We start from the raw sequence: 22,962 nt of genomic DNA, 5'->3' as shown, positions 1-22,962 counted from the left end.
CGCAACGCGACGAAAGGGCTGGTACACTGGCCGCCATGAAGACCGTCGTGCTCTCCGTTATTGCCTTGTTTCTCAGTCTGGCGCTGCTGGTCAGCGGCAGCGCCATGCTGGGTACCCTTATCGCCCTGCGCCTGGACATGGAAGGTGTCGCCGATGCGGCCCTGGGTGTGGTGATGGCCGCCTACTCGCTGGGCTTCATCATCGGTGCCACCTATGCGGTCGATGTGATCCGCAAGGTTGGCCACATCCGCGCCTTTGCGGTGTTTGCCGCCGTGGCCTGCGCCACCACCCTGATGCATCCCCTTATCGTCTCGGCTGCGTCCTGGGCGCTGATGCGTGTGGTCGTCGGTATCTGTCTGGCGGGCCTGATGACGGTGGCCGAGAGCTGGATCAATGACCGTGCCACCAATGAATCGCGCGGCAAGCTGCTTGGCATCTACACCATCAACTTCTATCTGGCCTCGGCCTCGGGCCAGCTGCTGGTTGGCCTTGGCAACCCCATGGAATACGTGGTGTTCAGCGTGGTGGCCATGTTGATCGTGCTGTCACTGGTGCCACTGGCGCTGACGCAGAGCCTGATTCCCACCTCGCCGTCGCACACCGAGACGCTCGGCGTGCGCAAGCTGATCCGCCAGGCACCGGCGGGCATGACCGGCGTGCTGGCTTCGGGTATTGCGCTGGGCGCCTTCCTCTCGCTGGCGCCGGTGTATGCCCTGCGTGTCGGGCTGGATATCAGTCAACTGTCGATGTACATGGGGTTTTCCGTGATCTGCGCGGTGCTGCTGCAATGGCCAGCGGGCTGGCTGGGGGATCGCATCGGTCGTCTGCCGGTGCTCACCGGGCTGCTGTTTTGCGGTGCGCTGGCGGCGGCGATTACGGCGGTGCTGGGCGCCTTCTCGGTGGTCGCCCTGTTCCTGTTCAGCGGCATTTTCTTTGCGGTGGCGGCCAGTACCTATCCGGTCAGTGTGGCGCTGGCCAATGACCAGTTGCCCAACGATCAACTGGTGGCGGCCTGCGCCAGCATGCTGCGGACCTATGGTGTCGGCACCATGGTCGGGCCGCTTCTGGCGGGGGTGCTGATGGGGGTGCTCGGCGCACCGGCCCTGTTCATCTTCATCAGCCTGTGTCTGCTGGTGGCCGGGGCCGCTGTCTTCTATGTCTTCCGGGCCAGCGATATGGTGCCGGTGGAAGAGCAGGGCGAGTACGTGACGGTGACCCCCTCGTCCACACCGGTGCTTACAGAGATCGATCCGCGTAACGAGGAGTTCGAGGAGCATCATCCAGGCGAGCCAGCGGAGTGGGATATTGCAGACAAGCTGGAGATGCTGGTTGCGGATGCCGGGGACACGCCAGCGGAGCCGGATGAAGTGCGGGATACGTCGGAGCCTTCCTATTACGAAGACCCCGATGCACCCCGGGCAAACAGGCCGCCGCCGGGGCGGCCCGATTGAGCCTGTCGTTCAGACGGCGTAGGTGTCCAGCAGGTAGCTGACGATACGGCGTGACTCGTACAGTTCGACATCCTGGTTCGGATCGATCAGATAAGGCACGGCCACGCGCCCGGTGCGCTCCAGCAGCGCCACCCGATTGCGCTGGGTCGGGATGTAATCAGGCGCGATGCGCTCACGTATCGGCGGCAGCACCCAGTCCAGTCCCTGCGTGCGTCCGGTCTGGCGCAGGATGTAAGGCAACTCCAGTTCGGTCAGCAGCTCACGCACTGGCCGGGCAAACGGGCTGGCCTCGAAACTGTAAAGCTCCAGTGGTTCCCCGATATCCAGACTGTCACGGGCACGCAGCCCCTTGCCGATACGCAGTGTCGAGGCCCCGAAGGAGCCCAGGGTGCGGGCCGAGCGCGTCAGCCAGCGCGCCGGGGCCGGTTTGCTGCCGTAGGTGGCATACAGGTATTCAACGATGTCTGCCGACTCGTACAGGGCTTCATCGGTGTTCGGGTCCATCAGGAACGGAAACTGCTGCGTCCCGCCCAGTTTTTCCACCAGCGGCCGGAAGCGGACCCCGCCTTTGGGGCAGGGGTAGATCATGGCGTCCAGGTCCAGATCGGTCAGGGCCTCGCGCACCACCCGGCAGAAGGGGCAGCCTTCCATATCGTACAGCTCCAGCAGCTCGGCGGGCTGCTGCCCGGCGGCACTGCTCTGCACGCCGCGTCCCTGTTCGCTGACCGTGGCCAGCAGGGAAGTTGTCAAATCCAGCACAGCATTCATCAGGGTGTCCTCAGGGTCCGGGCTGCGGGGGTGGCACGAACACTACGACCGCACCCGGGGCGGGTCAATGTCCCCGGGGCCGCCGGGCAGGCCAATTGACATTTTACATATTCGATCAAGCGCTTTGAGCACTCCTGTCATTGTCTGTATACCGGGGCTGGGGCAGTCTAGAGCCCCCTTCGGCCGGGCGTATGCCTGTTTTGCGGACGCGCCGGGCCGGCGACTACAGCCATTCACACGCTGACAAGAAGGCGAGAGGACCCTCTCCATGACCGAAGCCTATATTTACGACGCGATTCGTACGCCCCGTGGCCGGGGCAAGAAGGACGGCTCCCTGCATACGGTGAAGCCGATTTCCCTGGTGGTGGGCCTGATCGACGAGATCAAGGCGCGCTTCCCGAACATGGACCCGGCGATGATTGATGACATCGTCATGGGCATCGTGTCGCCGCTGGGCGATCAGGGTGGTGTACTGCCCAAGATTGCCGCCCTCAAGGCGGGCCTCCCGGAAACCGTATCCGGTCTGCAGATCAACCGTTTCTGTGCTTCCGGTCTGGAAGCCGTGAACCTGGGCGCCCAGAAAGTGGCCTCCGGTTTTGAAGACCTGGTGCTGGCCGGTGGCGTGGAGTCCATGAGCCGCGTGCCCATGGGCTCTGACGGTACGCCGTGGGCCATGGACCCGGAAACCAACTACGAGACCGGCTTTATCCCCCAGGGTATCGGTGCCGACCTGATCGCCACCATCGAAGGGTTCTCGCGCCGTGACGTGGATGAGTATGCCGCTGCGTCCCAGAGCCGTGCTGCCGCCGCCTGGGAAAAGGGCTATTTCGCCCGCTCCGTGGTGCCGGTGAAAGACATGAACGGCCTGACCGTGCTGGATCGTGACGAGCATGTGCGTGCGGGCACCACCGCTGACGCACTGGCTGGCCTGAACCCGTCCTTCGCCATGATGGGCGAAATGGGCGGCTTCGATGCCGTGGCCCTGCAGAAATACCACTGGGTCGACAAGATCGACCACGTTCACACCCCGGGCAACTCCTCCGGGATCGTGGACGGCGCCACCCTGATGCTGATCGGCAGCAAGGCGATGGGCGACAAGATCGGTGCCAAGCCGCGTGGCCGTATCGTCGCCACCGCCGTCAGCGGTGCAGACCCGACCATCATGCTGACCGGCCCGGCGCCAGCCTCGTGGAAAGTGCTGGCCAAGGCGGGCATGAAAGTCGAGGACATCGACCTGTTTGAAATCAACGAAGCCTTTGCCTCGGTGGCCATGCGCTACATGAAGGACATGGGCATCAGCCACGACATCACCAACGTGAACGGTGGCGCTATCGCCATGGGGCACCCGCTGGGCGCCACCGGTGCCATGATCGTCGGTACCGTGCTCGATGAGCTGGAACGCCGCGACAAGAAGTTCGGCCTCTGCACCCTGTGCGTCGGTGCAGGCATGGGCATCGCCACCATCGTTGAGCGCCTCTGAGCGGCTACCGGACACGGAGAACAGACATGACTGAATCAACCATTCGCTGGGAAAAAGACGCGGACAACATCGTCACCCTGATCCTTGACGATCCGCAGCAGTCTGCGAACACCATGAATGAACGGTACACCCGCTCGATGCACGAGATGGTGAACCGTCTGGAACAAGAGAAGGCGGACACCGCCGGTGTCATCATCACCTCCGCCAAGAGCACCTTCTTTGCCGGTGGCGACCTGAAGGACCTGGTCAAGGTGAAGAAAGAAGATTCTGGCAAGATGGCCGAGGGTGGCCGGGTGCTGAAAGGTGACCTGCGTCGCCTGGAGACCCTGGGCATTCCGGTGGTGGCGGCCCTGAACGGCACGGCACTGGGGGGTGGTCTGGAAATCGCCCTGGCGTGTCATCGCCGTATCGCCCTGAACAACCCGAAGGCGCAGTTCGGCCTGCCGGAAGTCAGCCTGGGCCTGCTGCCCGGCGCGGGCGGTATCGTGCGCACCGTGCGCATGATGGGTGTGCAGAACGCGCTGATGAATGTGCTGATGCAAGGCCAGCGCATGAAAGCCGACAAGGCCAAACAGGTCGGTCTGATCGATGAGGTGGTGGACACCCCGGAAGAAATGATCGCCAAGGCGAAAGAGTGGATCAAGGCCAACCCGAAATCCCAGCAGCCGTTCGACGTGAAGGGTTACAAGATTCCGGGCGGCACGCCGAGCGTTCCGGCCTTTGCCATGAACCTGCCGGCCTTCCCGGCTAACCTGCGCAAGCAGATCAAGGGCGCCAACTACCCGGCGCCGAAGGCGATCATGGCCGCTGCGGTAGAAAGCACCCAGGTGGACGTGGATAACGCCTTCAAGATCGAAGAGCGCTACTTCATCAGCCTGGTGACCGGCCAGGTGGCGAAGAACATGACCACCGCCTTCTTCTTCAACCTGCAGGCGATCAATGCCGGTGCCAGCCGGCCGAAAGACGTGCCGAAGTTCAAGGCCGAGAAAGTCGGTATTCTGGGCGCGGGCATGATGGGCGCCGGTATCGCCTATGTGACCGCCCGTTCCGGTGCTGTCGCGGTACTGAAAGACATCTCCATCGAAAATGCGGAGAAGGGCAAAGCCTATTCCAGCAAGCTGCTCGACAAGGAAGTGTCCAAAGGCAAGATGACCAAGGAGAAGAAAGAAGAAGTCCTCTCCCGCATCATCGCCACGGCAGATGCGAAAGACTTTGACGGCGTCGACTTTGTTATTGAAGCGGTGTTCGAGAGCACCGAACTGAAGCACAAGGTGTTCCAGGAAATCGAAGACGTGGTCAAGCCGGATGCCGTGCTGGGCTCCAACACCTCGTCCCTGCCGATCACCGGCCTGGCGAAGGGCGTGAAGCGGCAGAAGGACTTTATCGGCATTCACTTCTTCAGCCCGGTGGACAAGATGCCGCTGGTGGAAATCATCTGCGGTGAAGAAACCAGCCCGGAAGCCCTGGCGAAAACCTACGATTACGTGCAGCAGATCAAGAAAACGCCGATCGTGGTCAACGATTCCCGTGGTTTCTTCACCACCCGCGTGATCGGCACCTTCGCCAACGAAGGGATTGCCATGCTGGGCGAGGGCCTGAGCGCCCAGTCCATCGAGCAGGCGGCCATGCAGGCCGGTTACCCGGTGGGCACGCTGAACCTGATCGACGAGATCAACATGGAAACCGCGCTGCGTATCGGCAAGGCGGCCCGTGATGATGCCAAGCGTGAAGGCAAGCCGGAAATGCCGGAGCACCCGGCCGAGAAGGTCATGAAGAAGATGGTCGAAGAGCTGGGTCGCCCGGGCAAGGCGCAGGGCAAGGGCTTCTACGACTATCCGGAAGGGGGCAAGAAATCCCTGTGGCCGGGCCTGAAGGAAGCCTTTGGCGGCGACAAGGAAATCCCGTTCGAGGACATGAAAGAGCGTCTGATGTTCGTGGAAGCCATCGAGGCCGTGAAATGCTTCGAGGAAGGCGTGATCGAAGCGGTGGCGGATGCCAACATTGGCTCCATCTTCGGCATCGGCTTCCCCGCCTGGAGCGGTGGTGTCATCCAGTTCATCAATCAGTACGAAGGCGGCCTGCGTGGCTTCGTGAAGCGCGCCGAGGAGCTGAAAGCCAAATACGGTGATCGCTTCACCCCGCCGGCCCTGCTGGTAGAGAAAGCCGAAAAGGGTGAAATCTTCAAGTAACCTGAAGCTCATCCGGCTTGTTGAGAGAACCCCGCCACAAGCGGGGTTTTTTCATGTCCGGCGCCATACCCTGAGAAAGTCTGTGGACACTCACGTCCGGGCGCTGATACATTTCGCTACATTATGCAGTGAACCAGATCCCATAAAACGGGACGCAGCAAAGCATATAAAAAATAGAGAAAAAACAGATAGATAACAGATAAATAACGATGGGTGCCCTGAGGGGGGCGTATGTTGGGGTCGGGAGTGGATCTTCCTGGCGGGCTGTATCTCCGGCCTGTCCGTTCGTCAGACGCTGGCTTTCTGGCCGGGCTGTACAGCTCGACCCGCAATGACTTGCGCCTGATCGGCGATCGCGACCTGTCTGAATCCCTTATCGAAATGCAATTCACCGCCCAGAGCAACGCTTACGGGCAGCGCTATCCCGACGCCATGCACCTCATTATCGGAGAGCTGGATACCGAGATCGGTCGCCTGATTCTCGACTTCAGTGAGGGCAGCGTACACCTGGTTGACCTGTCCCTGCGTGCCGAGGCGCGCGGCAAGGGCCACGGCAGCGCCGTGATCCGTGCCATGCAGCAGGTGGCGGCGCGCATGCCCGCGCCGGTCACGCTGTCGGTGCGGCAGGACAACCTGGCCGCGGCTGCCCTCTACCAGCGTCTTGGCTTTCAGATCGAACAGCAGGCGGGCGTCCATGCGCGCATGGTCTGGTACCCGGCGACCCTCACGGGCGCCCTGCGGGCGGGGGGCAACCGATGATCCTGACCCCTGAGCAGCTCCAGCCCCTGACAGGCAGTGATTTCGCGTTCGAGGTGGCAGAGGGCGCCCCCGTGACCCTGCGACTGGACAGCGTGAACGAGGCCCGCAGTGACCAGGGTTTTCGTCAGTTTTCCCTGTATTTCTCCGGGCCGCTGGACGCGCCGTTAATGCAGGGCACCTATCTGATCCGTCATCCGGTGCTGGGTGAGGGGCCATTGTTTCTTGTACCGACGGGCAGGGATGCAGAACAGATGTGTTACGAGGCGGCTTGCAGTTGCCAGGGTTAAGCGTTGTCCGGGGAATACTATGAAACGACGTACTTTTGTCGCGGGTCTGGCCGCTGCCCCCTGGGTGCTGGCGGGCTGCGGCGCAGACAGTCAAGGCAACCGTTCGGGCGCCAGTGGGCACCCGCCCGCACCGGTCGTGCCGCAGGGTCTCTCGCGGCGGCATGACTTCGGCGCGCTGGAAGGTGACATCTTTTATGTCGCCCATCCGCGCTACGGGTCGGTGGATGCGCGCCTTGTCGGGGTGGAAGACAACACACGCGATGCGCAACTGGAACAGTTCGCGCTGCGCTTCGAGTTGCCGCCGGGCAGCGCGCTTCAGGATGCGCTCTACCGTGTCGAGCACGCCCAGGGTGGCCGCTTCGATCTGTTCATGCAGCGCAGCAGTGACGACAGTGTGGCCGGGGAAGGCTACGTGGCGTTTTTCAGCCACCTCACAGACTGAAGGGAGAAGATTATGGGGAACCGTTATCTGGGCGAAATAAGAATGTTCGGCGGCAATTTTGCGCCTGCGGGATGGGTCTTCTGCGATGGGGCCTTGCTGCCCATCTCCGAGAATGACGCGCTGTTCGCACTGATCGGTACCACCTATGGCGGTGACGGCCAGATGACCTTCGCGGTACCGGACCTGCGTGGCCGGCTTCCGCTGCATCAGGGCACCGGCGCCGGCGGGCAGACGTTCGTTATGGGGCAGTGGGGCGGTACGGAAATGGAAACGCTGACACTGCAGCAGATTCCGGCACATTCCCATGTGCCGGTGGCGTCGTCGGCGGAAGCGAGCAGTACCAATCCTGCCGGGCAAGTCTGGGCCGCAACAGCCAGCAATGCCTATGCGACAGCGGGCTCCCCCTCAGCCATGGCGCCCAACCTGAGCGACGGCGTCGGCGGTGGCCAGCCGCACGAAAATCGCATGCCGTATCTGGCGGTCAGTTTCATCATTTCCCTGTATGGCATTTTTCCCACCCAGACCTGAGCGGCCGACGTCGGAGGACATCTTTATGAGCGAACCCTATCTTGGCCAGATCTCGGTCTTCTCGTTCAACTTTGCCCCCAAGGGTTGGGCCTTGTGCAATGGGCAGCTGTTGCCGATCAACCAGAACCAGGCGTTGTTTGCCTTGATGGGCACCATGTATGGCGGCAACGGGCAAGTCAACTTTGGGTTGCCAGACCTGCGCGGTCGTGCCCCGCTACATGTCGACGGTGGCATCGTTCAGGGGCAACCGCTCGGTAGCGCCGCCGTGACGCTGAGCCAGGCTGAGATGCCGCCCCATACACACCCGGTGTCGGCCAGTAATACAGCGGCCGATCGCACCACGCCGGTGGGTAACATCTGGGCGCGCCCGGCTGCCAATGCCTACGGTGAGCCGGTGAGTGGAACCGCGATGCGTGGTGATCTGGTCACCGAAGCGGGCGGGTCGCAGCCGCACAACAATATGCAGCCCTATACCGTGCTGAGTTTCTGCGTGGCCCTTCAGGGCCTCTTCCCCAGCCGGAATTGACAAGGAGTCTTCAGAATGTCTGAACCCTATGTGGCCGAAATCAGTATTTTCTCATTCAACTTTGCACCAAGGAGCTGGGCAGAATGTAACGGGCAGTTGATGCCCCTTTCCCAGAACACGGCGCTGTTTGCCTTGTTGGGCACCATGTACGGCGGTGACGGCAAGAGCACCTTCGCGCTGCCGAATCTGGAAGGTCGCACGCCACTGATGTGGGGGCAGGGCCCCGGATTGAGTGCGTATGACCAGGGCGAGATGGGCGGTGCGGAAACGGTGACGCTGACGGAAGCGAACCTGCCCCCGCATGCGCACCAGTTTCGGGCGTTGCCGGGTACGCCATCCAGCCGTTCGCCGGCCGATGCCGGCTGGGCGGGAACCGCCCGGGCGCAGGTCACCCATTATGCCGCCAGCGGCCAGGCCGATGTGCAGATGTCGCCCGCCGCGCTGGCCCCCACGGGGAGCGGCATACCGCATAACAATCGTCAGCCCTGTCTGGGCCTGAGATTCTGTATCGCTCTGCAGGGCATTTTCCCGCCGCGTAGCTGAAGCCGGGTGGAAAAAGACAAGCAAGAAAGAACGGCGCACACACGACGCTGAACACGTAACATTTTGGGGGCACAAAAAATGGAGTTTGATTCGGTAGCGCAGGGAGGCGAGCTGAAGCAGCCATCCCGCAGCAGAGGGTATCGTCAGTCCGGCAGCTGGCTGATGGGTCTGCTGCTGATGTTGATGGTGGTTATGCCCGCTACGGCGTCGGCACTGACCTTCGTGGTCAACAGTACCGCGGACACGACGGCGGGCACCCATTGCCAGGCCGGTGGCACCAACACCTGTACACTGCGTGCTGCCATCAGTGAGGCCAACGCGATCCCCGAGGCGGCCCACCCGGTGATTACCGTGCATATTCCGGCGGGCACCTATACGTTGGGTGATGTGCTGCAAGTGCGTCGCAGCATGACCTTTGTGGGCAGTGGCGGTAACCGCGAAGGTGATCCGCGCGCCACCATCATTCAGGCCGGTGCCACGGCGAACAATCCCGCCAACGGTCAGATCATGCTGGTCAATCCGGATTGGGATACCGGCTTCGATACCGTATTCGAAGCGCTCTGGTTCCGCCATGGTTACAACACCACCAGCGAGTACGGTGGCGCCATCGACTGGGATGGCAGTGAAGGAGAGCTGGTGCCGCATGTCGGCACCCTGAGCATCTACAACACGGTTTTTTCCGATAACGTCATCAATACCAACGTGGGCCACGGCGGTGCGCTGGGCGCCTATTTTGGTGAGCAGATCACCATCGAACGCACCGAATTTCGCAATAACCGCGCCCTGGGCACCGGCGGTGCTGCCGGGGCACTGGAAATCATCGGCACCAATAATGTGGTGCTGCGCGGCGTGACCATCGACGATAACAGCGCCGAAGTGCAAGGCGGCGCGGCCATCACTCGGCTGGGCAATCTGGTGATGGAAAATACCACCGTGTCGCGTAACCGTGCTGAAGGGGATGCGACCAGTAGCGTAGGCGGTCTGGCAATTCTTGAGTATTACGGCGATGTGCGGATCACCAACAGCACCATCTCGGGGAACACCGCATCAGGCACGGTGGGCGGGCTGGAACTGGCGCCCCACGAGAGCGCCAATGAGGCACGGCTGACGCACGTCACCATCGCCGACAACCGCTCCGGGCTGGTTAACGCTAATGCCAGCGCCGGCGGGCTGCGTGTTGTCACCACCGACGCGCCGACGCGCTTGTACAACACGTTGGTGGCCGCCAACTTCCGCGGCGCCGGTGACACGGCGGATGACATCTTCGGTGTGTTGCACAGCAGCAGCCAGCACAACCTGATCGGCACCGGCGGCGCCGGTGGCCTGTCGCATGGCGCCAATGCCAACCAGATCGGTGTGGCGGACCCCGGACTGTTCCCGCTGGCGAATTATCACGGCGCCACGGAAACCCACGCCTTGCGTAACGGCAGCCCGGCACTGGATGCGGGTAACACCACACTGCCCGGCGTGACCGCTATCGACCAGCGCGGCTGGCCGCGTGCGGTGGCCGCCGCCTCATCGACCCCGACAAACCAGACCGACATCGGCGCCTACGAGGCCCATCCGACGCTGGGCCTCATCGCCGATCAGACGGCCATGGCCCCGCTCAGTGGCACGCGTACGGAAAGCATCCCGTTCCTGGTTGGCGACGCCAGCCTGGGCGTGACCGTGAGTGCCACCTCTTCGAACCAGAGTGTGCTGCCGGACAGCGCCTTGTCGTTAACCGGTACCGGGCATGAACGCCAGTTGGTGGTGACCTTGTCGCCGTCGTCGCAAGGGGTCACGGACATCACGCTTTCCGTCTCGGGCCAAATCAGCGGCAACCAGCGCGAGCGCGATGAAACCTTTACGTTGACGATCGTGGCGCCACCTGCGCTGAGTCTCAGCAAATCCCATGAAGGCAACTTCTATCAGGGGCAGACGGATGCCGCCTACACCCTGGTGGTGAGCAACACCGGTCAGGGTCCCACGAACGGCTCCGCCGTCACCTTGACCGATACCCTGCCGGACGGCATGACGGCGGTCAGCATGGCAGGCACCGGCTGGGGCTGTACCCTGTCACCGCTGGCATGCCAGCGCAGTGACGTGCTGCCCAGTGGCGAGAGCTATCCGGCCGTGACACTGACCGTCTCTGTGGCCACTGACGCTGAAGCCGAACTGGTGAACGCCGCGGCGGTCAGCGGTGGCGGTGATGCCGACGGGGACAGCACGACGGACCCGACCACGATCCTGTACGCCACCAGCACCTCGCTGAGCAGCGGCGGCAGCACCTATGGTCAGGACTTCGAACTCGTCGCCACGGTTCAGCCTGACGATACGGATGTGACGGGCAATGTGGTGTTCCAGCGGTATAACGGCAGCGACTGGGTCGATATCGGCACAGCGCCGCTGGCTGCTAATGTGGCGGTCTTTACCGTTGATGGCGAGGCCTACGATGCGGGCTTCCAGTCGTTCCGCGGGATTTATTCCGGTGACACCGCTCATCGAGGGTCTCAATCAGGCTCGCATTCCCATGCTATTGCCCAGGCCTCGCAGACGATTACCTTCGCCTCACCGGGCGGTGCGACGTTCGGGGATAGCCCGGTCACGTTGAGCGCGTCGGCCAGCTCGGGCTTGCCGGTCACGTTGACCAGCAGTGACCCCACGGTAGCCACCCTCAGTGGCACCACCCTGACGATCGTGGGTGCGGGCAGCAGCACGCTCACCGCGACGCAGGCAGGTAACACCAACTATCTGGCCGCGACGCCCGTTGAACACACCTTCATCGTGCAGCGCGCGCAGGCCAACGCGTCGATCAGCAACACCGAGCAGGTCTATGACGGCACACCGCGTGCCGTCACCGTGACCACCGATCCGGTGGGTGTCAGTGTCACCGTGACCTATGAAGGCAGCACCGAGCCGCCCACGGATGCCGGCACCTATGACGTAGCGGTCGTGATCAATGACGACAATTACGAAGGCGGGGAAACCGGCACGCTGGTGATCAGCAAGGCGGATCAGGTCATTACCTTCAATGCCCTGGCAGCGCGTACCGTCGGCGATGCAGATTTTACGCTGGATGCCGTGTCGGATTCCGGCCTGCCGATCAGCTATGTCAGTTCAGACCCGTCGGTGGCTACCGTCTCCGGTAACACCGTGACGATTGTTGCGGCGGGCGACACCGACATCACCGCCAGTCAGGCCGGTGACGACAACTACAACGCAGCCACCGCAGTGGTCCGCACACTGGAAGTGAACCGTGCCGAGCAGGTCATTACCTTTGCTGCGCTGGCGCCGGTGACGTTTGGTGATGCGCCCTTTACGCTGACGGCGACAGCGGATTCCAACTTGCCGGTGAGCTTTGCGTCGTCGGATGACAGCGTCGCGACCGTATCCGGCAACACCGTCACCATCGTTGGCGCAGGCGAGGTGGATATCACGGCGAGCCAGGCAGGCAATGACGACTATGCGGCCGCCGTGGACGTGGTGCGTACGCTGCAGGTGCAGCAAGCCGCCCAGACGCTGGATTTCGATGCTATCAGTGACACGAGCATCAGTGGCGAGGCGTTCACGATCACTCTGACTGCCAGCGCCTCGTCCGGCGCGGAGGTCAGCTTTGAGGTGCTCAGTGGTCCGGCCAGTCTCCAGGATGATGAACTGGAGGTGTTCGGCGCGGGTGAGATCACGGTACGGGCCACAGCGGATGGCGACGCCAACTACCAGGCCGTGCAATTGCAGCGCAGCTTTACCGTGACCGCCACGGCGGACGCGGTATGGCGGGTGACCCGGTGTGACAGCGGCGAGCGGGGCAGTCTTGATCGCCTGCTGGATTACGCCGTCAGTGGTAACCGCATCGAATTCGAGCCTGCGCTGAGCTGTCGTGGTGAAAACGCCATTTCGGCGGCCGCCGCCGGTCCCTTCAATATCGATCAGAGCCTGACGATAGACGGGGCCGGGGCGGATATCGAACTGACCGGGGAAAGCACCTCGCCGGTCCTGTACGTGGCCCCCGGGACCGTGTCCTTCACCCTGCGTAACCTGCGGGTCAGTGATGGCCGTGCCAGCCTGCATGGCAGCGAAGGCCCTCTGGAGTTCCGTGGCACCAGTACCACGATCGAGGATGTGATCTTTACCGGGCATCATGGTCCTGTACGGATCTCTCCCCAGATCGCGGGCGGTGAGGTTCTGGTCCGCAATGTGGTCATCGAGAACGGGCAGAGCGGTAGCGGGGCCATCTACCTGCGCGGTGAGGCGATCGGCGGTGACACCATCGTCGCCACCCTGGAAAACGTGGTGATCCGCCATCAGAGCGGTGGGCTCGGTGCCTTTGCATTTACCGAGAACTGGAGCAACTGGCAACTGACATTGCGGCACATGACGGTCGTTGAAAATGACGCCCAGGGTGCGATTTATCTGGAGCGGTTCGATGCCAATACCACCATTCTGGTGGAGAACAGCGTGCTCTGGAACAACGCTGGCAGCAATTACCGTCTCTGGGGTACCGCCGGGGATGTGCTGACATTGCGTCATAACGTGACAGAGGGTGGCTCCGGCGGCGAAGCGATCCGCGATGGCGATCCGTTGCTGTTCCCCGTCAGCAGTGCGGGTGCCTTGCCCTATGTGGCGCTGCTGCCCGGCAGTGCTGCACTGGGCGCGGCTGATATCGCCACCTGTGCTGACACGGACATCCGTGGCATTGTGCGCGACCTCGACGGTGGTCGCTGTGATGCCGGTGCCTTCCAGTCGCGCGGCTTCGTGCTGGCCGAGGCGGGCGGGGATGAGCAGGAAACCCCGATCAATAGCAACTTCCCGGTACCGCTGAGCGCAACCGTGACCAGCGACTTCGACGAGCCCGTCGTGGGCGGGCAGGTGACGTTCACCGCCCCCGCCACGGGCGCGTCGCTGGCCGATCCGGTCAGCGTCGTGTCAATTGCTGCCGAGGGCGCCGTAGCGCTGCCGGTGACGGCAAACGGCGTGGTGGGCAGTTACCAGGTGACGGCGGATACCGCCGGTGCCGCTGCGCCGCTGCACTATGATCTGGACAACCTGATCATCACCACCTCGCTGCTGCTCAGCAGCAATGCGGCCATGCTGGAAAGCGGCGATGACATCGTGCTGACCGCCGTGCTCAGTGCCAATGGTGCGCTGCCGAGCGGCGATATCGTGTTCCAGCGGCTGGAAGACGAGGAGTGGGTGGCGCTGTCGCCGGCTGCGCTGGTGGACGATACGGCCAGCCTGACGGTACCGACCAGTGCGCCGGGTGCGCAGCAGTTCCGTGCCCGTTTTGCCGGTAACGCGACCCATGCGGCCAGTGACTGGCAGACGGTGACGGTTGAGATCTTCGATGCAGTCAGCGTCAGTGATCCGCAGGGCGGCCCCTTGCAGCCGGGCAGTGGTCGTGACCTGCTGCTCGCCGGGGGCGAGGGCAGCACCTATGACATCGTCGTCAACGGGCCGCAGTCGTTCAGCACCTCGGTGACCTGCACCGCGTCACCGTGCACGTACCGCTTCACCGCGCCGGAGACTGGCGCGTTTGCCGGGACCTATACCGTAGCGGTCGTCGACCCCCATACCGACTGGTCCGATTCGTTGCTGGTCGACGTACCGTTGCGTGTGAGCGTGGCGCGTCCGGTGCTGCTGAGCCTGGATACCGCACGTAACCACACCGAGGTGCTGGTGTCGGGTGCGGCACCGGGTGTCACCACGCAGTTGACGGTGGATGCCACGGCGGACGCTGCGGGTATTCTGGTCAGCGGCAGCGGTGAAGCGACCGACGATACCGAGGCGGGTCATCCGGCCGTGTTCACGGTGACCTTGCCGGATGATCTGGCGGGCTCGCTGCCCACAGTGTCACTGAGTGCAGAAGGTCCAGGCCTGCCGACCGGGCAGGCGACGCTGGCGGCGCTGGCAGCGCAGCTTTATCACGGCAGCGTGAGCGGACCACTGGGCGAACCCGTTGTCGGCGGCATCGTGACCCTGTTGTCGGATACCACGCCGATTGAGGACAGCGACGGGCGCTATGAAACCCTGACGGATACCTACGGTGACTTCACGCTGATCGCGCCCCCGATTGAGTCAGATCATCGGGTCGAGGTGATGGCGGCGGGCTACCAGAGCGTGACAGTGCCGAGCGCGGACTGCACCACCTCTTGCGACCTCACCATGGTCGCCGCCGTGACCGCCGAAACGCCACGTTTCAACCCGCCTGCCGGTGAGTACGAAGGCTGGGTCACGGTGCGCATGGAAAGCACGACGGTGGGCGCCATGCTGCGTTACACCACAGACGGCACTACCCCCACGCTGTCCCATGGCACCGAGGTGGCGAACAACACCGAACTGCTGCTGAACAGCGAGACCACGCTCAAGGTGATCGCCTATCAGGTGGGCCTGAATGTGTCCGAGGTGGCGGAAGCCACCTACACCTTCCGTGATGCGCGCTTCACCAGCAAAGGTGGTGCGGCCTGGTCGCTGCTGCCGCTGCTGGCGCTGATGCTGCTGCGCGTGAAGCGGCGGGCCCTGCTGCTCTCCGGTCTGCTGCTGGCGTCACTGGCAGGGCCTGCTCACGCCGGTGATGGCTGGTATCTGGGTGGTGCTCTGGGTTGGGCCATGACGGATATCGACGCCAGTGACGTGGAGGCCCGTCTGGCCAGTGAAGGTCTGCCCGGTACGGCCACCGTCGATGACGAGGATCGTCTGGGCTGGAAGCTCCTGGGCGGCTACGGCTGGCGCTACCTGGCCGTGGAAGCCGGGTATGTCGATCTGGGGGAAATCGCCACCGGCCTGGCCGGTACCGGCCCGGTGACCATCGAACAGTTGCGCGGTATCCCGGCCGCTTCGGGCAACGGCGCCGAAGCGGCGGTGTTGCTGCGCTATCCGTTTACCGAGCGCCTGGCGGCGTACCTGCGGGGCGGGGCCCTGCGCTGGGAAACCGAGTACGGCCTGGCGGGTGACAGCCAGACCTTTTCCGGGACCGACGCCACGTTCGGGGCGGGCGTTCACTGGGCGCTGGGCCAGCACTGGCTGGTGCGGGCGTCCTGGGACCGTTACACGGTGGAAGACGATGACACCGATCTGCTGGCGATCGGCCTGCTGTATCGTTTCGGGCGCAGTCCGCGTGTGGCGGCGGAGGTTGCGCCCGCGCCCGCGCCTGCGCCCGAGCCGCCCGTCAGGACAGAACCTGCGGCCGCACCTGAGCGTGAGATGACACCTGAACCCGCTGCGCAACCCGAACCGGCGAGGGCGCCGACGGAACCGTTCACGGTCGGGGTCGTCACCTTCGGTTTCGGTACCGATGAACCGGTGCAAGCCGAGCTGGACCAGGTCGTGGACTATCTGCAACGCCATCCCGGGACGTCGGTCGTGGTGCGCGGTTACACCGACAGCAGCGGTCCGGAGGCCTACAACCGGGCGCTGTCGTTGCGCCGTGCGCAGCGTGTGGTGGCCTTGCTGGAAGCGCAGGGCGTAGACGCCGGGCGGCTGGAGGCCGACGGGCAGGGCAGTGCCTCACCCCTGGCCGATAACGCCACCCGTGAAGGGCGCGCCCTGAATCGCCGCGTTGAGGTGGTGCTCAAGCCCTGAGGGGCAGGGCGCCATCAGAAACGGTCGTTACCGGGCTGATCCAGGTTGTTGATCCGGGTCTTGCGCAGCAGCTTCAGCAGCAGGTTGCGGCAGCTGCGCAAGACCGGGTACAGCACCCGGGCCAGTTTCGGTGAGCGGAACACCAGATAGTTGAGCCGATTGAACAGGCCGTTGTCGCTGCCCAGCAGCGACAACGCATGAATGGCATCGGCGCCGTAGTACATCTGCTCATCCACCATCAGCACCATGCCCTGATCGATATCCAGCCCGCGCGCCGTGATTTCCTGCATCAGCGGGCCGTTTTCGCGGGCGTCCACCAGCATCAGTTCACCCACGGATTCACGGATACGCACCAGGTTGCAGTAGTAGTCGCAGGCCGGGCATTCGGTGTCATAGACCAGCCATATGCGGCGCACGGGAGCGCTGTCCGGGGCGTCAGTCTGTGGTGAGTTCAGAGAGGACATGAACGGTGTTCCGGGCTGCTTCACAAGGAGGATCAGCGTAACATGACTGCCTCGGGGTGCCATGCCCCGGCGCACACTGCCGACCCTTTGGTGGCCATATTTTACATGCGCCGCCGGATCACAGGAGAATGCCCATGACCGACACCCGCGATATCGAAGCCGCCGTATTCCGTCGCCTGCTGGCCCATCTGGATGCCCACAAGGAGGTGCAGAATATCGACCTGATGAACCTGGCCGGTTTCTGCCGCAACTGCCTGGCCAAGTGGTACGCCGCCGAAGCGGCGGAGCGTGGCGTCGAGATCGACTATGACGCGGCCCGGGAGCACGTTTACGGTATGCCCTACAGCGAGTGGAAAGCGAAGTACCAGAAATGAGCGGCTGGACAGCGGTTCATGCCATGTCCTAGTCTCGGGGGCAGGCCCGCACAAGGACTGCCCCATGAATCTCGAAAAAGTTGTCTTCGGTTTCTTCATTCTGCTCGCCCTGACGCTGAACTTCGGCTTCTTTCTGGGCGAGATCGATAACCCCGAACACCACAATGTCTATGAACTGTTTGCTGCGATCATCGTCAGCCTGATTGCCACGGTGCTGAAATTCGGTGAGCGCACCCAGATCGGTGCGGTGTTGCTGGCATCAAGTCTGGTGGCGGATCTGCAATTGATCAGCGCTGCCATTGTCTGGGCCGTGGCGGTGCATGTGCTGGATATCGGGCTGACGCCCGCCGTGATGGCCAGCATCGTTTCCCTGTCCGGCGGCGCCCTGCTGGCCAACGCCGTGTCCACCATCCTGCTGACCGTGGAAACGGTCACCTTGCATCGGTAAGCCATCATGACCACTCCGGTCGCGGCGCGGGGCTCCATAGTGCCGATCATCCTGCGCCGTATGCGGGTGCCGATCATTGTATTGATCACCGCTTACGCGTTAGCGGTGTTCGGCTTCACCCTGATGCCCGGCGTGGACGATCAGGGTGAACCCTGGCGGATGACGTTCTTCCAGGCCTTTTATGTGGTCAGCTACACCGGCAGCACCATCGGTTTCGGGGAAGTGCCCTATGACTTCTCCAATGCCCAGCGTTTGTGGACGATGGTCAGCATCTACCTCACCGTATTCGCCTGGCTGTATTCGGTGGGCACTATCATTGCCCTGATCCAGGATACGGATTTTCGCAACGCGCTGTTGCGCACGCGCTTGTTGCGCAGCCTTCACGGCATTCGCGAACCCTTCTATCTGATCTGCGGTTATGGTGATACCGGCAAGCTGTTGGCCCGGGCGCTGCTGGGGCGCAAGCAGCGCGTGGTCGTGATTGATCGGGACATGACCAATGTGGAAGAGCTGCGTAGCCGCGACAGTGGCATTTATGTGCCCGCCTTCTGTATGGACGCGGAGGTGCCCGGCAACCTGATTGATGCCGGGCTGCAACACCCCTGGTGTGCCGGGGTGCTTGCTGTCACCGACAACGATCACACCAATCTCAAGGTGGCGATAGCCACCAAACTGCTGAACCGGGACATTCTGGTGTTCTGCCGCGTTGATACGGAAGAAACCGCCAACAACATGCTGTCGTTCGGTACGGACCTGGTGGTCAACCCGTGTGAGGACTTCGCCCAGCGGCTGGTGATGGGGATGCGTGAACCGGATGCGCACCGCGTGTATGACTGGCTGACATCGTTGCCCAATGCGCCCTTGCCGCACCGCCCGGAGCCGCCCCAGGGCCGCTGGATCATCTGCGGTTTTGGTGATTTCGGCCGGGCCGTCTATCGCGCCCTGCGCGAGGCCGGGCTGTCTGTGCTGGTGGTGGCCGAAGCCGTGGACGACTGCCCGCCGGGCAGCATCCCGGGCAAGGGTACCGAGGCGGTGACCCTGAATCAGGCTGGCATTTCCGAAGCAGATGCCCTGGTGGCCTGCACGGACGATGACGCTGACAACCTCTCGATCATGGTGACGGCACGACAACTCAATCCGGATATCTACATGGTGTCGCTGGAGAATCGTCTGTATAACCGCGAACTCTTCCGCGCCGCCAACCCGGCGCTGCCGGTGCAGGCCAGCTATCTGACGGCGAGCCGCTTTCTTTCGGTGCTGAGTGCGCCCATGTTGCGGGATTTTCTGGAGCAGTCCGCGCGGCAGGGCAATGACTGGAATCACACGCTGGTGAAGCGCCTGGCCGAGATCAGCGGTGATATGACCCCGGATTGCTGGACCATCACCCTGGGCGACAGGCAGGCGCCTGCCGTCATGCAGGCGCAGGCGCTCGGTGAGCCGGTGCAGCTTGGCAACCTGTGTCGTGATCCGCGCAAGCGACGGGATCGACTGAATGCCGTGCCCTTGATGTTACGCCGTGGCGGGGAATGCCTGCTGCTGCCCGACGACGACACCTTGCTGCAGGCAGGCGACCGCATGCTCTGGTGTGGCACGCCGCAGGCCGAGGCCCTGCTGGGCTGGAACCTGCATCACCTGAATTCCCTGCGCTATGTGCATACCGGCGCGCATCGTCCTGACGGCTGGGTCTGGCGCCATCTGGCCCGCCGCCGCGCGGCGGGCGACAGCTGATCAGCCCTTGCCATGCAGGCGCTGCAGGTGTGTCACCAGCGCCTTGCAGGCCTTGTCCAGACGTTTGTCCAGATCGTCGCTGACAATCTCGCCCTGGTCGTTGAACGCGTCCGTAGCGCGCGGCACAGAGACCTGTTCCGGCAATACGGTGACACCAAGGTTGGCGAGCAATTGCCGGATCAGCAGCAGGCTGCGCATCCCGCCGAAGCCGCCGGGGGAGGCGGCCATCACCGTGGCCAGCTTGCCCTGGAACAGGGCCAGGCCGCTGGCGTCGCCATCCGGGCGTGAAATCCAGTCCAGCGTGTTCTTCAGCAGCGGCGTGATGAAGCCGTTGTACTCCGGTGACACGATGACCAGCCCGTCGTGGCTGGCAAACAGTCGTTTCAGATCGCGGATCTTGTCGGGAATGCCGGACTCGGCTTCCAGGTCGCCGTCGTACAGCGGCGCGGGGTAGTCGCGCAGGTCCACGAACGTGGCGTTGCTGCCCTGCTGGCGCAGCCTGTCCGTGGCGGCGCGGGCCAGGTGCTTGTTCAGGGAAGCGCGGCGGGCGCTGCCTGCGAACACAAGAATGCGGGGTGATGCCTCTGACGTCATGGCGGGCTCCTGCCTCCGATAGGTCCTGGAACTGTAGCACACCGTTTGAGGACACTTGGCCAAAGGTCTGATGGTCTATACTTCCGCACAGGATCACAGTGTTTTTTTCCGGGAGATGCTCATGAAAGCCCTTCAGTTCGCCGAAACCGGCAGCCTGGACAAGCTGATACTCAACGAACAGGTGCCTGAACCCGTGGCAGCAGACGGTGACGTGCTGATTCGTATCGAAGCCGCAGGTCTGAACCCCAGCGATCTGAAGAATGTGCTGGGCCGGTTTCCCTACACGACGGTGCCGCGCATCCCCGGCCGTGATTTTGCCGGGGTGGTGGTCGAAGGCCCCGCCGCACTGCGAGGCAAGGCGGTGTGGGGGTCGGGCAAAGGGGTGGGTTTTACCCGGGATGGCAGCCATGCCGAATATCTGGTGTTGCCCGCCGAGGCGGTGGCGATCAAGCCGGACTGTCTGAGCTTTGCCCAGGCGGCCAGTTGCGGCGTGCCCTGGATTACGGCGCTGGAAGGGGTTGAGCGCGCGGACATCCGTGCCGGCACGCGCGTTGTGGTGATCGGCGCCAGTGGCGCGGTCGGTCAGGCCATGAGTCTGCTGGCGCTGGCACGCGGCGCCACGGTGGTGGGGGCGGTGCGTCGTGACGCCCAGCTGGCGGAGGTGCCAGCGGGGTGCCAGGGCATCCTGCTGGGTAACCCGGATGACTTCGTCGCCCGGGTTGGCGAAGGGGGTGATGAGGGGGCGGACGTGGTCATCGATACCACCGGCTTCTGGCTGGCACCGGGAGTGGAAGTGCTGGGCAACGGCGGGCGCCTGGTGGCGATTTCGGCGCCGCCCAGTGGTGTCACCGAGATGCCGATCCTGGGCTTCTATCGCCGTGCGGCGACCCTGATCGGCGTGAACTCGCTGCTGCATGACAGCGCCACCTGCGCTGGCATGCTCGAGCGGTTGGGGGAACTGTTTGCCCGGGGTGACCTGCCGTTGCCGGCGGCGCCCCGCGAATGGTCGCTGGCGGACGGCGTATCCGCATACCGCGCGCTGGAGCAGGGCGGCGCGGGCAAGATTGTCTTCACTCCCTGACGGCGCCCGGTTGCAGGCTCTCCAGCGCGGCGGCCAGCGTCGGGGTGAAACGCAACTGGCCTGGCCTGGGCAGCACATTCGCCCGGGCCAGGGTGCGCAGGGGCTGGAATTGCAGATCAGCCACCACGATTTCCGTGCCCCGGTCGGCGGCCCGGTCGAGAAACTTCAGGAAGGCATTCAGGCCGCCGGCATCCAGAATCGGCACGCCGTCCATGTAGAGCACCAGGCCACGGCGCCCCGCCGTTTCGTCCAGCAGATCATCAAACACCCGGTCTGCCGCCGCAAAGAATAGCGGGCCGACGATCTTGATCAGACGCCAGTCCTCCGGCAGCGGCGTATCGCCGATCAGCTTGCGTTGCGCGCTGACGTCGCTGATGCGGGTCATGCCCGCGAGTTGCTGCATGAACATGAGCGAGGCCAGCACAATGCCCACGGCGATGGCGATCACCATGTCGAAGACCACCGTCAGCGACAGACACACCAGCAGCACGATGACGTCCTCGCGCGGCGCCTTGCGCAACAGATGCAGCACCTTGGGCGCCTCGCTCATGTTCCAGGCCACCATCAACAGCAATGCCGCCATCGAGGCCATGGGCAGGTAGCTCAGCCAGCGGGCCAGCAGCAGCACAGCCAGCAGCAGCACCAGCGCATGCACCATGGCCGCCACCGGCGAGGTGGCCCCGGCGCGGTAGTTGGCGGTGGAGCGTGCCAGGGCGGCCGTGGCCGCAAAACCGCCGAAGAAGGGTGCGGCGATATTACCCAGGCCCTGGCCCAGCAGCTCGCCGTTGGCATTGTGTCGCCGCCCGCTCATGCCATCGAGCACCACCGCGCAGAGCAACGATTCGATGGCGCCAAGCATGGCAATGGTAAAGGCCGCTGGCAGCAGGGCGCGCATGACCTCGGTGGACAGCAGGCTGGCGCCGGACGGGGTATCCCAGTGCCAGGGTAGGCGAAACTCCGGCAGGAACGGGGGGATGCCCTGGCCCAGACTGCCATCCGGCCAGGTAAAGCTGAAACGGCTGCCCAGCGTATCGATGCTGTGCCCGCCCAGCCCCAGCAGTTGCGCCACCAGCACACCGATCAGCACAGCGGGCAGATGCCCCGGAATGCCGGTGCGCTGACGCGGCCAGAGGATCAGCGCCAGCAGCGTGGCGGCGCCGGTCAGCAAGGTGGGCCAGTGCAGGGCGGGCAAGTGGCTGCCCAGCACCTGAAGCTTGTCGAGAAAATCCGGCGGCACTTCGGCCAGCGGCAGCCCGAAGAAATCACGCAGCTGCAGCATGACGATAACGATGGCGATACCCGCCGTAAAACCCAGGGTAACCGGCTCGGGAATATATTCGATAAAGCGCCCGAAACGGGCCAGTGCCATCAGCACCAGAATCACGCCTGCCATCAACGTGGCCAGCAGCAGGCCGCCCAGGCCGAACTGGTAAACCACCGGTTGCAGCACCACCACGAAGGCCGCGGTGGGGCCGGAGACCGAAAAGCGCGCGCCGCCGGTGAGCGCAATCACCAGCCCGGCGACAATACCGGTATAGAGGCCGTACTGGGGCGGCACGCCGATGGCCACCGCCAGCGCCATGGCCAGCGGAATGGCGATGATGCCCACCGATAGCCCGGCCAGCAGATCGCGGCGCAGGCGCTGACCGGTGTAGGGCTCACGCAGGCAGGCCTGTTGCAGCGCACTGGCAAAGCGCACGGTGGTCAGATGAGAGCGGTCGGCCATGCATCCCCCGAGGCGGC

18 protein-coding genes are annotated in these 22,962 nt (G+C 63.7%); 14 read left to right on the top strand and 4 right to left on the bottom strand.

Annotated features, from left to right (window positions below; all coding sequences use genetic code 11):
* Positions 1-35: 35 nt before the first annotated feature.
* The gene (locus tag DKW65_RS09155) at positions 36-1,451 is read left to right on the top strand and encodes an MFS transporter (protein WP_111656958.1); all 1,416 of its coding nucleotides are present in this window, start codon (positions 36-38) and stop codon (positions 1,449-1,451) included.
* Between the two features lie 9 nt (positions 1,452-1,460).
* Here the strand turns inward: DKW65_RS09155 and DKW65_RS09150 are convergent, their stop codons facing one another.
* Positions 1,461-2,219 (bottom strand): glutathione S-transferase N-terminal domain-containing protein, encoded by a 759-nt coding sequence (locus DKW65_RS09150; protein ID WP_111656957.1) that lies wholly within the window; start codon positions 2,217-2,219, stop codon positions 1,461-1,463.
* Positions 2,220-2,487: 268 nt separating this feature from the next.
* Between DKW65_RS09150 and DKW65_RS09145 the strand changes: the two genes are divergently transcribed.
* From DKW65_RS09145 to DKW65_RS09105, 9 genes are all read left to right on the top strand, one after another.
* A complete protein-coding gene (locus DKW65_RS09145; RefSeq protein ID WP_111656956.1) occupies positions 2,488-3,699 on the top strand; it encodes an acetyl-CoA C-acetyltransferase in 1,212 nt (403 codons plus the stop codon).
* 26 nt (positions 3,700-3,725) lie between these two features.
* Positions 3,726-5,888 carry a 3-hydroxyacyl-CoA dehydrogenase NAD-binding domain-containing protein gene (locus DKW65_RS09140; RefSeq protein WP_111656955.1) on the top strand — a complete coding sequence of 721 codons (2,163 nt, stop codon included), beginning with the start codon at positions 3,726-3,728 and terminating at the stop codon, positions 5,886-5,888.
* Between the two features lie 231 nt (positions 5,889-6,119).
* Positions 6,120-6,647 (top strand): GNAT family N-acetyltransferase, encoded by a 528-nt coding sequence (locus DKW65_RS09135; RefSeq protein ID WP_111656954.1) that lies wholly within the window; start codon positions 6,120-6,122, stop codon positions 6,645-6,647.
* Complete coding sequence (locus tag DKW65_RS09130) at positions 6,644-6,934, top strand: DUF6916 family protein (RefSeq protein WP_111656953.1); 291 nt, start codon at positions 6,644-6,646, stop codon at positions 6,932-6,934. Before DKW65_RS09135 ends, DKW65_RS09130 begins: the two co-directional genes overlap by 4 nt.
* 19 nt (positions 6,935-6,953) lie before the next feature.
* Positions 6,954-7,376 carry a DUF6916 family protein gene (locus DKW65_RS09125; RefSeq protein WP_111656952.1) on the top strand — a complete coding sequence of 141 codons (423 nt, stop codon included), beginning with the start codon at positions 6,954-6,956 and terminating at the stop codon, positions 7,374-7,376.
* Between the two features lie 12 nt (positions 7,377-7,388).
* A complete protein-coding gene (locus DKW65_RS09120; RefSeq protein ID WP_111656951.1) occupies positions 7,389-7,904 on the top strand; it encodes a phage tail protein in 516 nt (171 codons plus the stop codon).
* Between the two features lie 25 nt (positions 7,905-7,929).
* Positions 7,930-8,430 carry a phage tail protein gene (locus tag DKW65_RS09115; RefSeq protein ID WP_111656950.1) on the top strand — a complete coding sequence of 167 codons (501 nt, stop codon included), beginning with the start codon at positions 7,930-7,932 and terminating at the stop codon, positions 8,428-8,430.
* 15 nt (positions 8,431-8,445) lie between these two features.
* On the top strand, positions 8,446-8,973 hold the full coding sequence (locus DKW65_RS09110; RefSeq protein ID WP_111656949.1) for a phage tail protein: 528 nt from the start codon (positions 8,446-8,448) through the stop codon (positions 8,971-8,973).
* A gap of 162 nt (positions 8,974-9,135) precedes the next feature.
* Positions 9,136-16,530: a choice-of-anchor Q domain-containing protein gene (locus DKW65_RS09105; RefSeq protein ID WP_162925785.1), complete on the top strand. Its 7,395-nt coding sequence runs from the start codon at positions 9,136-9,138 to the stop codon at positions 16,528-16,530.
* A gap of 14 nt (positions 16,531-16,544) precedes the next feature.
* On the opposite strand, the gene DKW65_RS09100 is transcribed toward DKW65_RS09105, so the two are convergent.
* The gene (locus DKW65_RS09100) at positions 16,545-16,994 is read right to left on the bottom strand and encodes a DCC1-like thiol-disulfide oxidoreductase family protein (protein WP_245932448.1); all 450 of its coding nucleotides are present in this window, start codon (positions 16,992-16,994) and stop codon (positions 16,545-16,547) included.
* A gap of 134 nt (positions 16,995-17,128) precedes the next feature.
* Here DKW65_RS09100 and DKW65_RS09095 point away from each other — a divergent pair, with 134 nt between their 5' ends.
* The 3 genes from DKW65_RS09095 (at position 17,129) to DKW65_RS09085 (ending at position 19,544) form a co-directional block, all read left to right on the top strand.
* The gene (locus DKW65_RS09095; protein WP_111656947.1) at positions 17,129-17,368 is read left to right on the top strand and encodes a DUF1244 domain-containing protein; all 240 of its coding nucleotides are present in this window, start codon (positions 17,129-17,131) and stop codon (positions 17,366-17,368) included.
* 64 nt (positions 17,369-17,432) lie between these two features.
* Complete coding sequence (locus tag DKW65_RS09090; RefSeq protein ID WP_111656946.1) at positions 17,433-17,816, top strand: DUF6394 family protein; 384 nt, start codon at positions 17,433-17,435, stop codon at positions 17,814-17,816.
* Positions 17,817-17,822: 6 nt separating this feature from the next.
* Positions 17,823-19,544, top strand: coding sequence for a potassium channel family protein (locus tag DKW65_RS09085; protein ID WP_111656945.1), 1,722 nt, complete (start codon positions 17,823-17,825; stop codon positions 19,542-19,544).
* On the opposite strand, the gene DKW65_RS09080 is transcribed toward DKW65_RS09085, so the two are convergent.
* On the bottom strand, positions 19,545-20,138 hold the full coding sequence (locus DKW65_RS09080; protein WP_111656944.1) for an NADPH-dependent FMN reductase: 594 nt from the start codon (positions 20,136-20,138) through the stop codon (positions 19,545-19,547).
* Positions 20,139-20,259: 121 nt separating this feature from the next.
* Between DKW65_RS09080 and DKW65_RS09075 the strand changes: the two genes are divergently transcribed.
* Positions 20,260-21,219 carry a quinone oxidoreductase family protein gene (locus tag DKW65_RS09075; protein WP_111657595.1) on the top strand — a complete coding sequence of 320 codons (960 nt, stop codon included), beginning with the start codon at positions 20,260-20,262 and terminating at the stop codon, positions 21,217-21,219.
* Here the strand turns inward: DKW65_RS09075 and dauA are convergent.
* Positions 21,209-22,945 carry a C4-dicarboxylic acid transporter DauA gene (gene dauA, locus DKW65_RS09070; protein ID WP_111656943.1) on the bottom strand — a complete coding sequence of 579 codons (1,737 nt, stop codon included), beginning with the start codon at positions 22,943-22,945 and terminating at the stop codon, positions 21,209-21,211. The two genes, DKW65_RS09075 and dauA, sit on opposite strands and share 11 nt — an antisense overlap.
* Positions 22,946-22,962: the final 17 nt, after the last annotated feature.

It is taken from the genome of Isoalcanivorax indicus (assembly GCF_003259185.1).
GTDB lineage: Bacteria > Pseudomonadota > Gammaproteobacteria > Pseudomonadales > Alcanivoracaceae > Isoalcanivorax > Isoalcanivorax indicus.
Note: the sequence above shows the minus strand (reverse complement) of the source record. Positions and strands in the feature narration are given on the sequence as shown.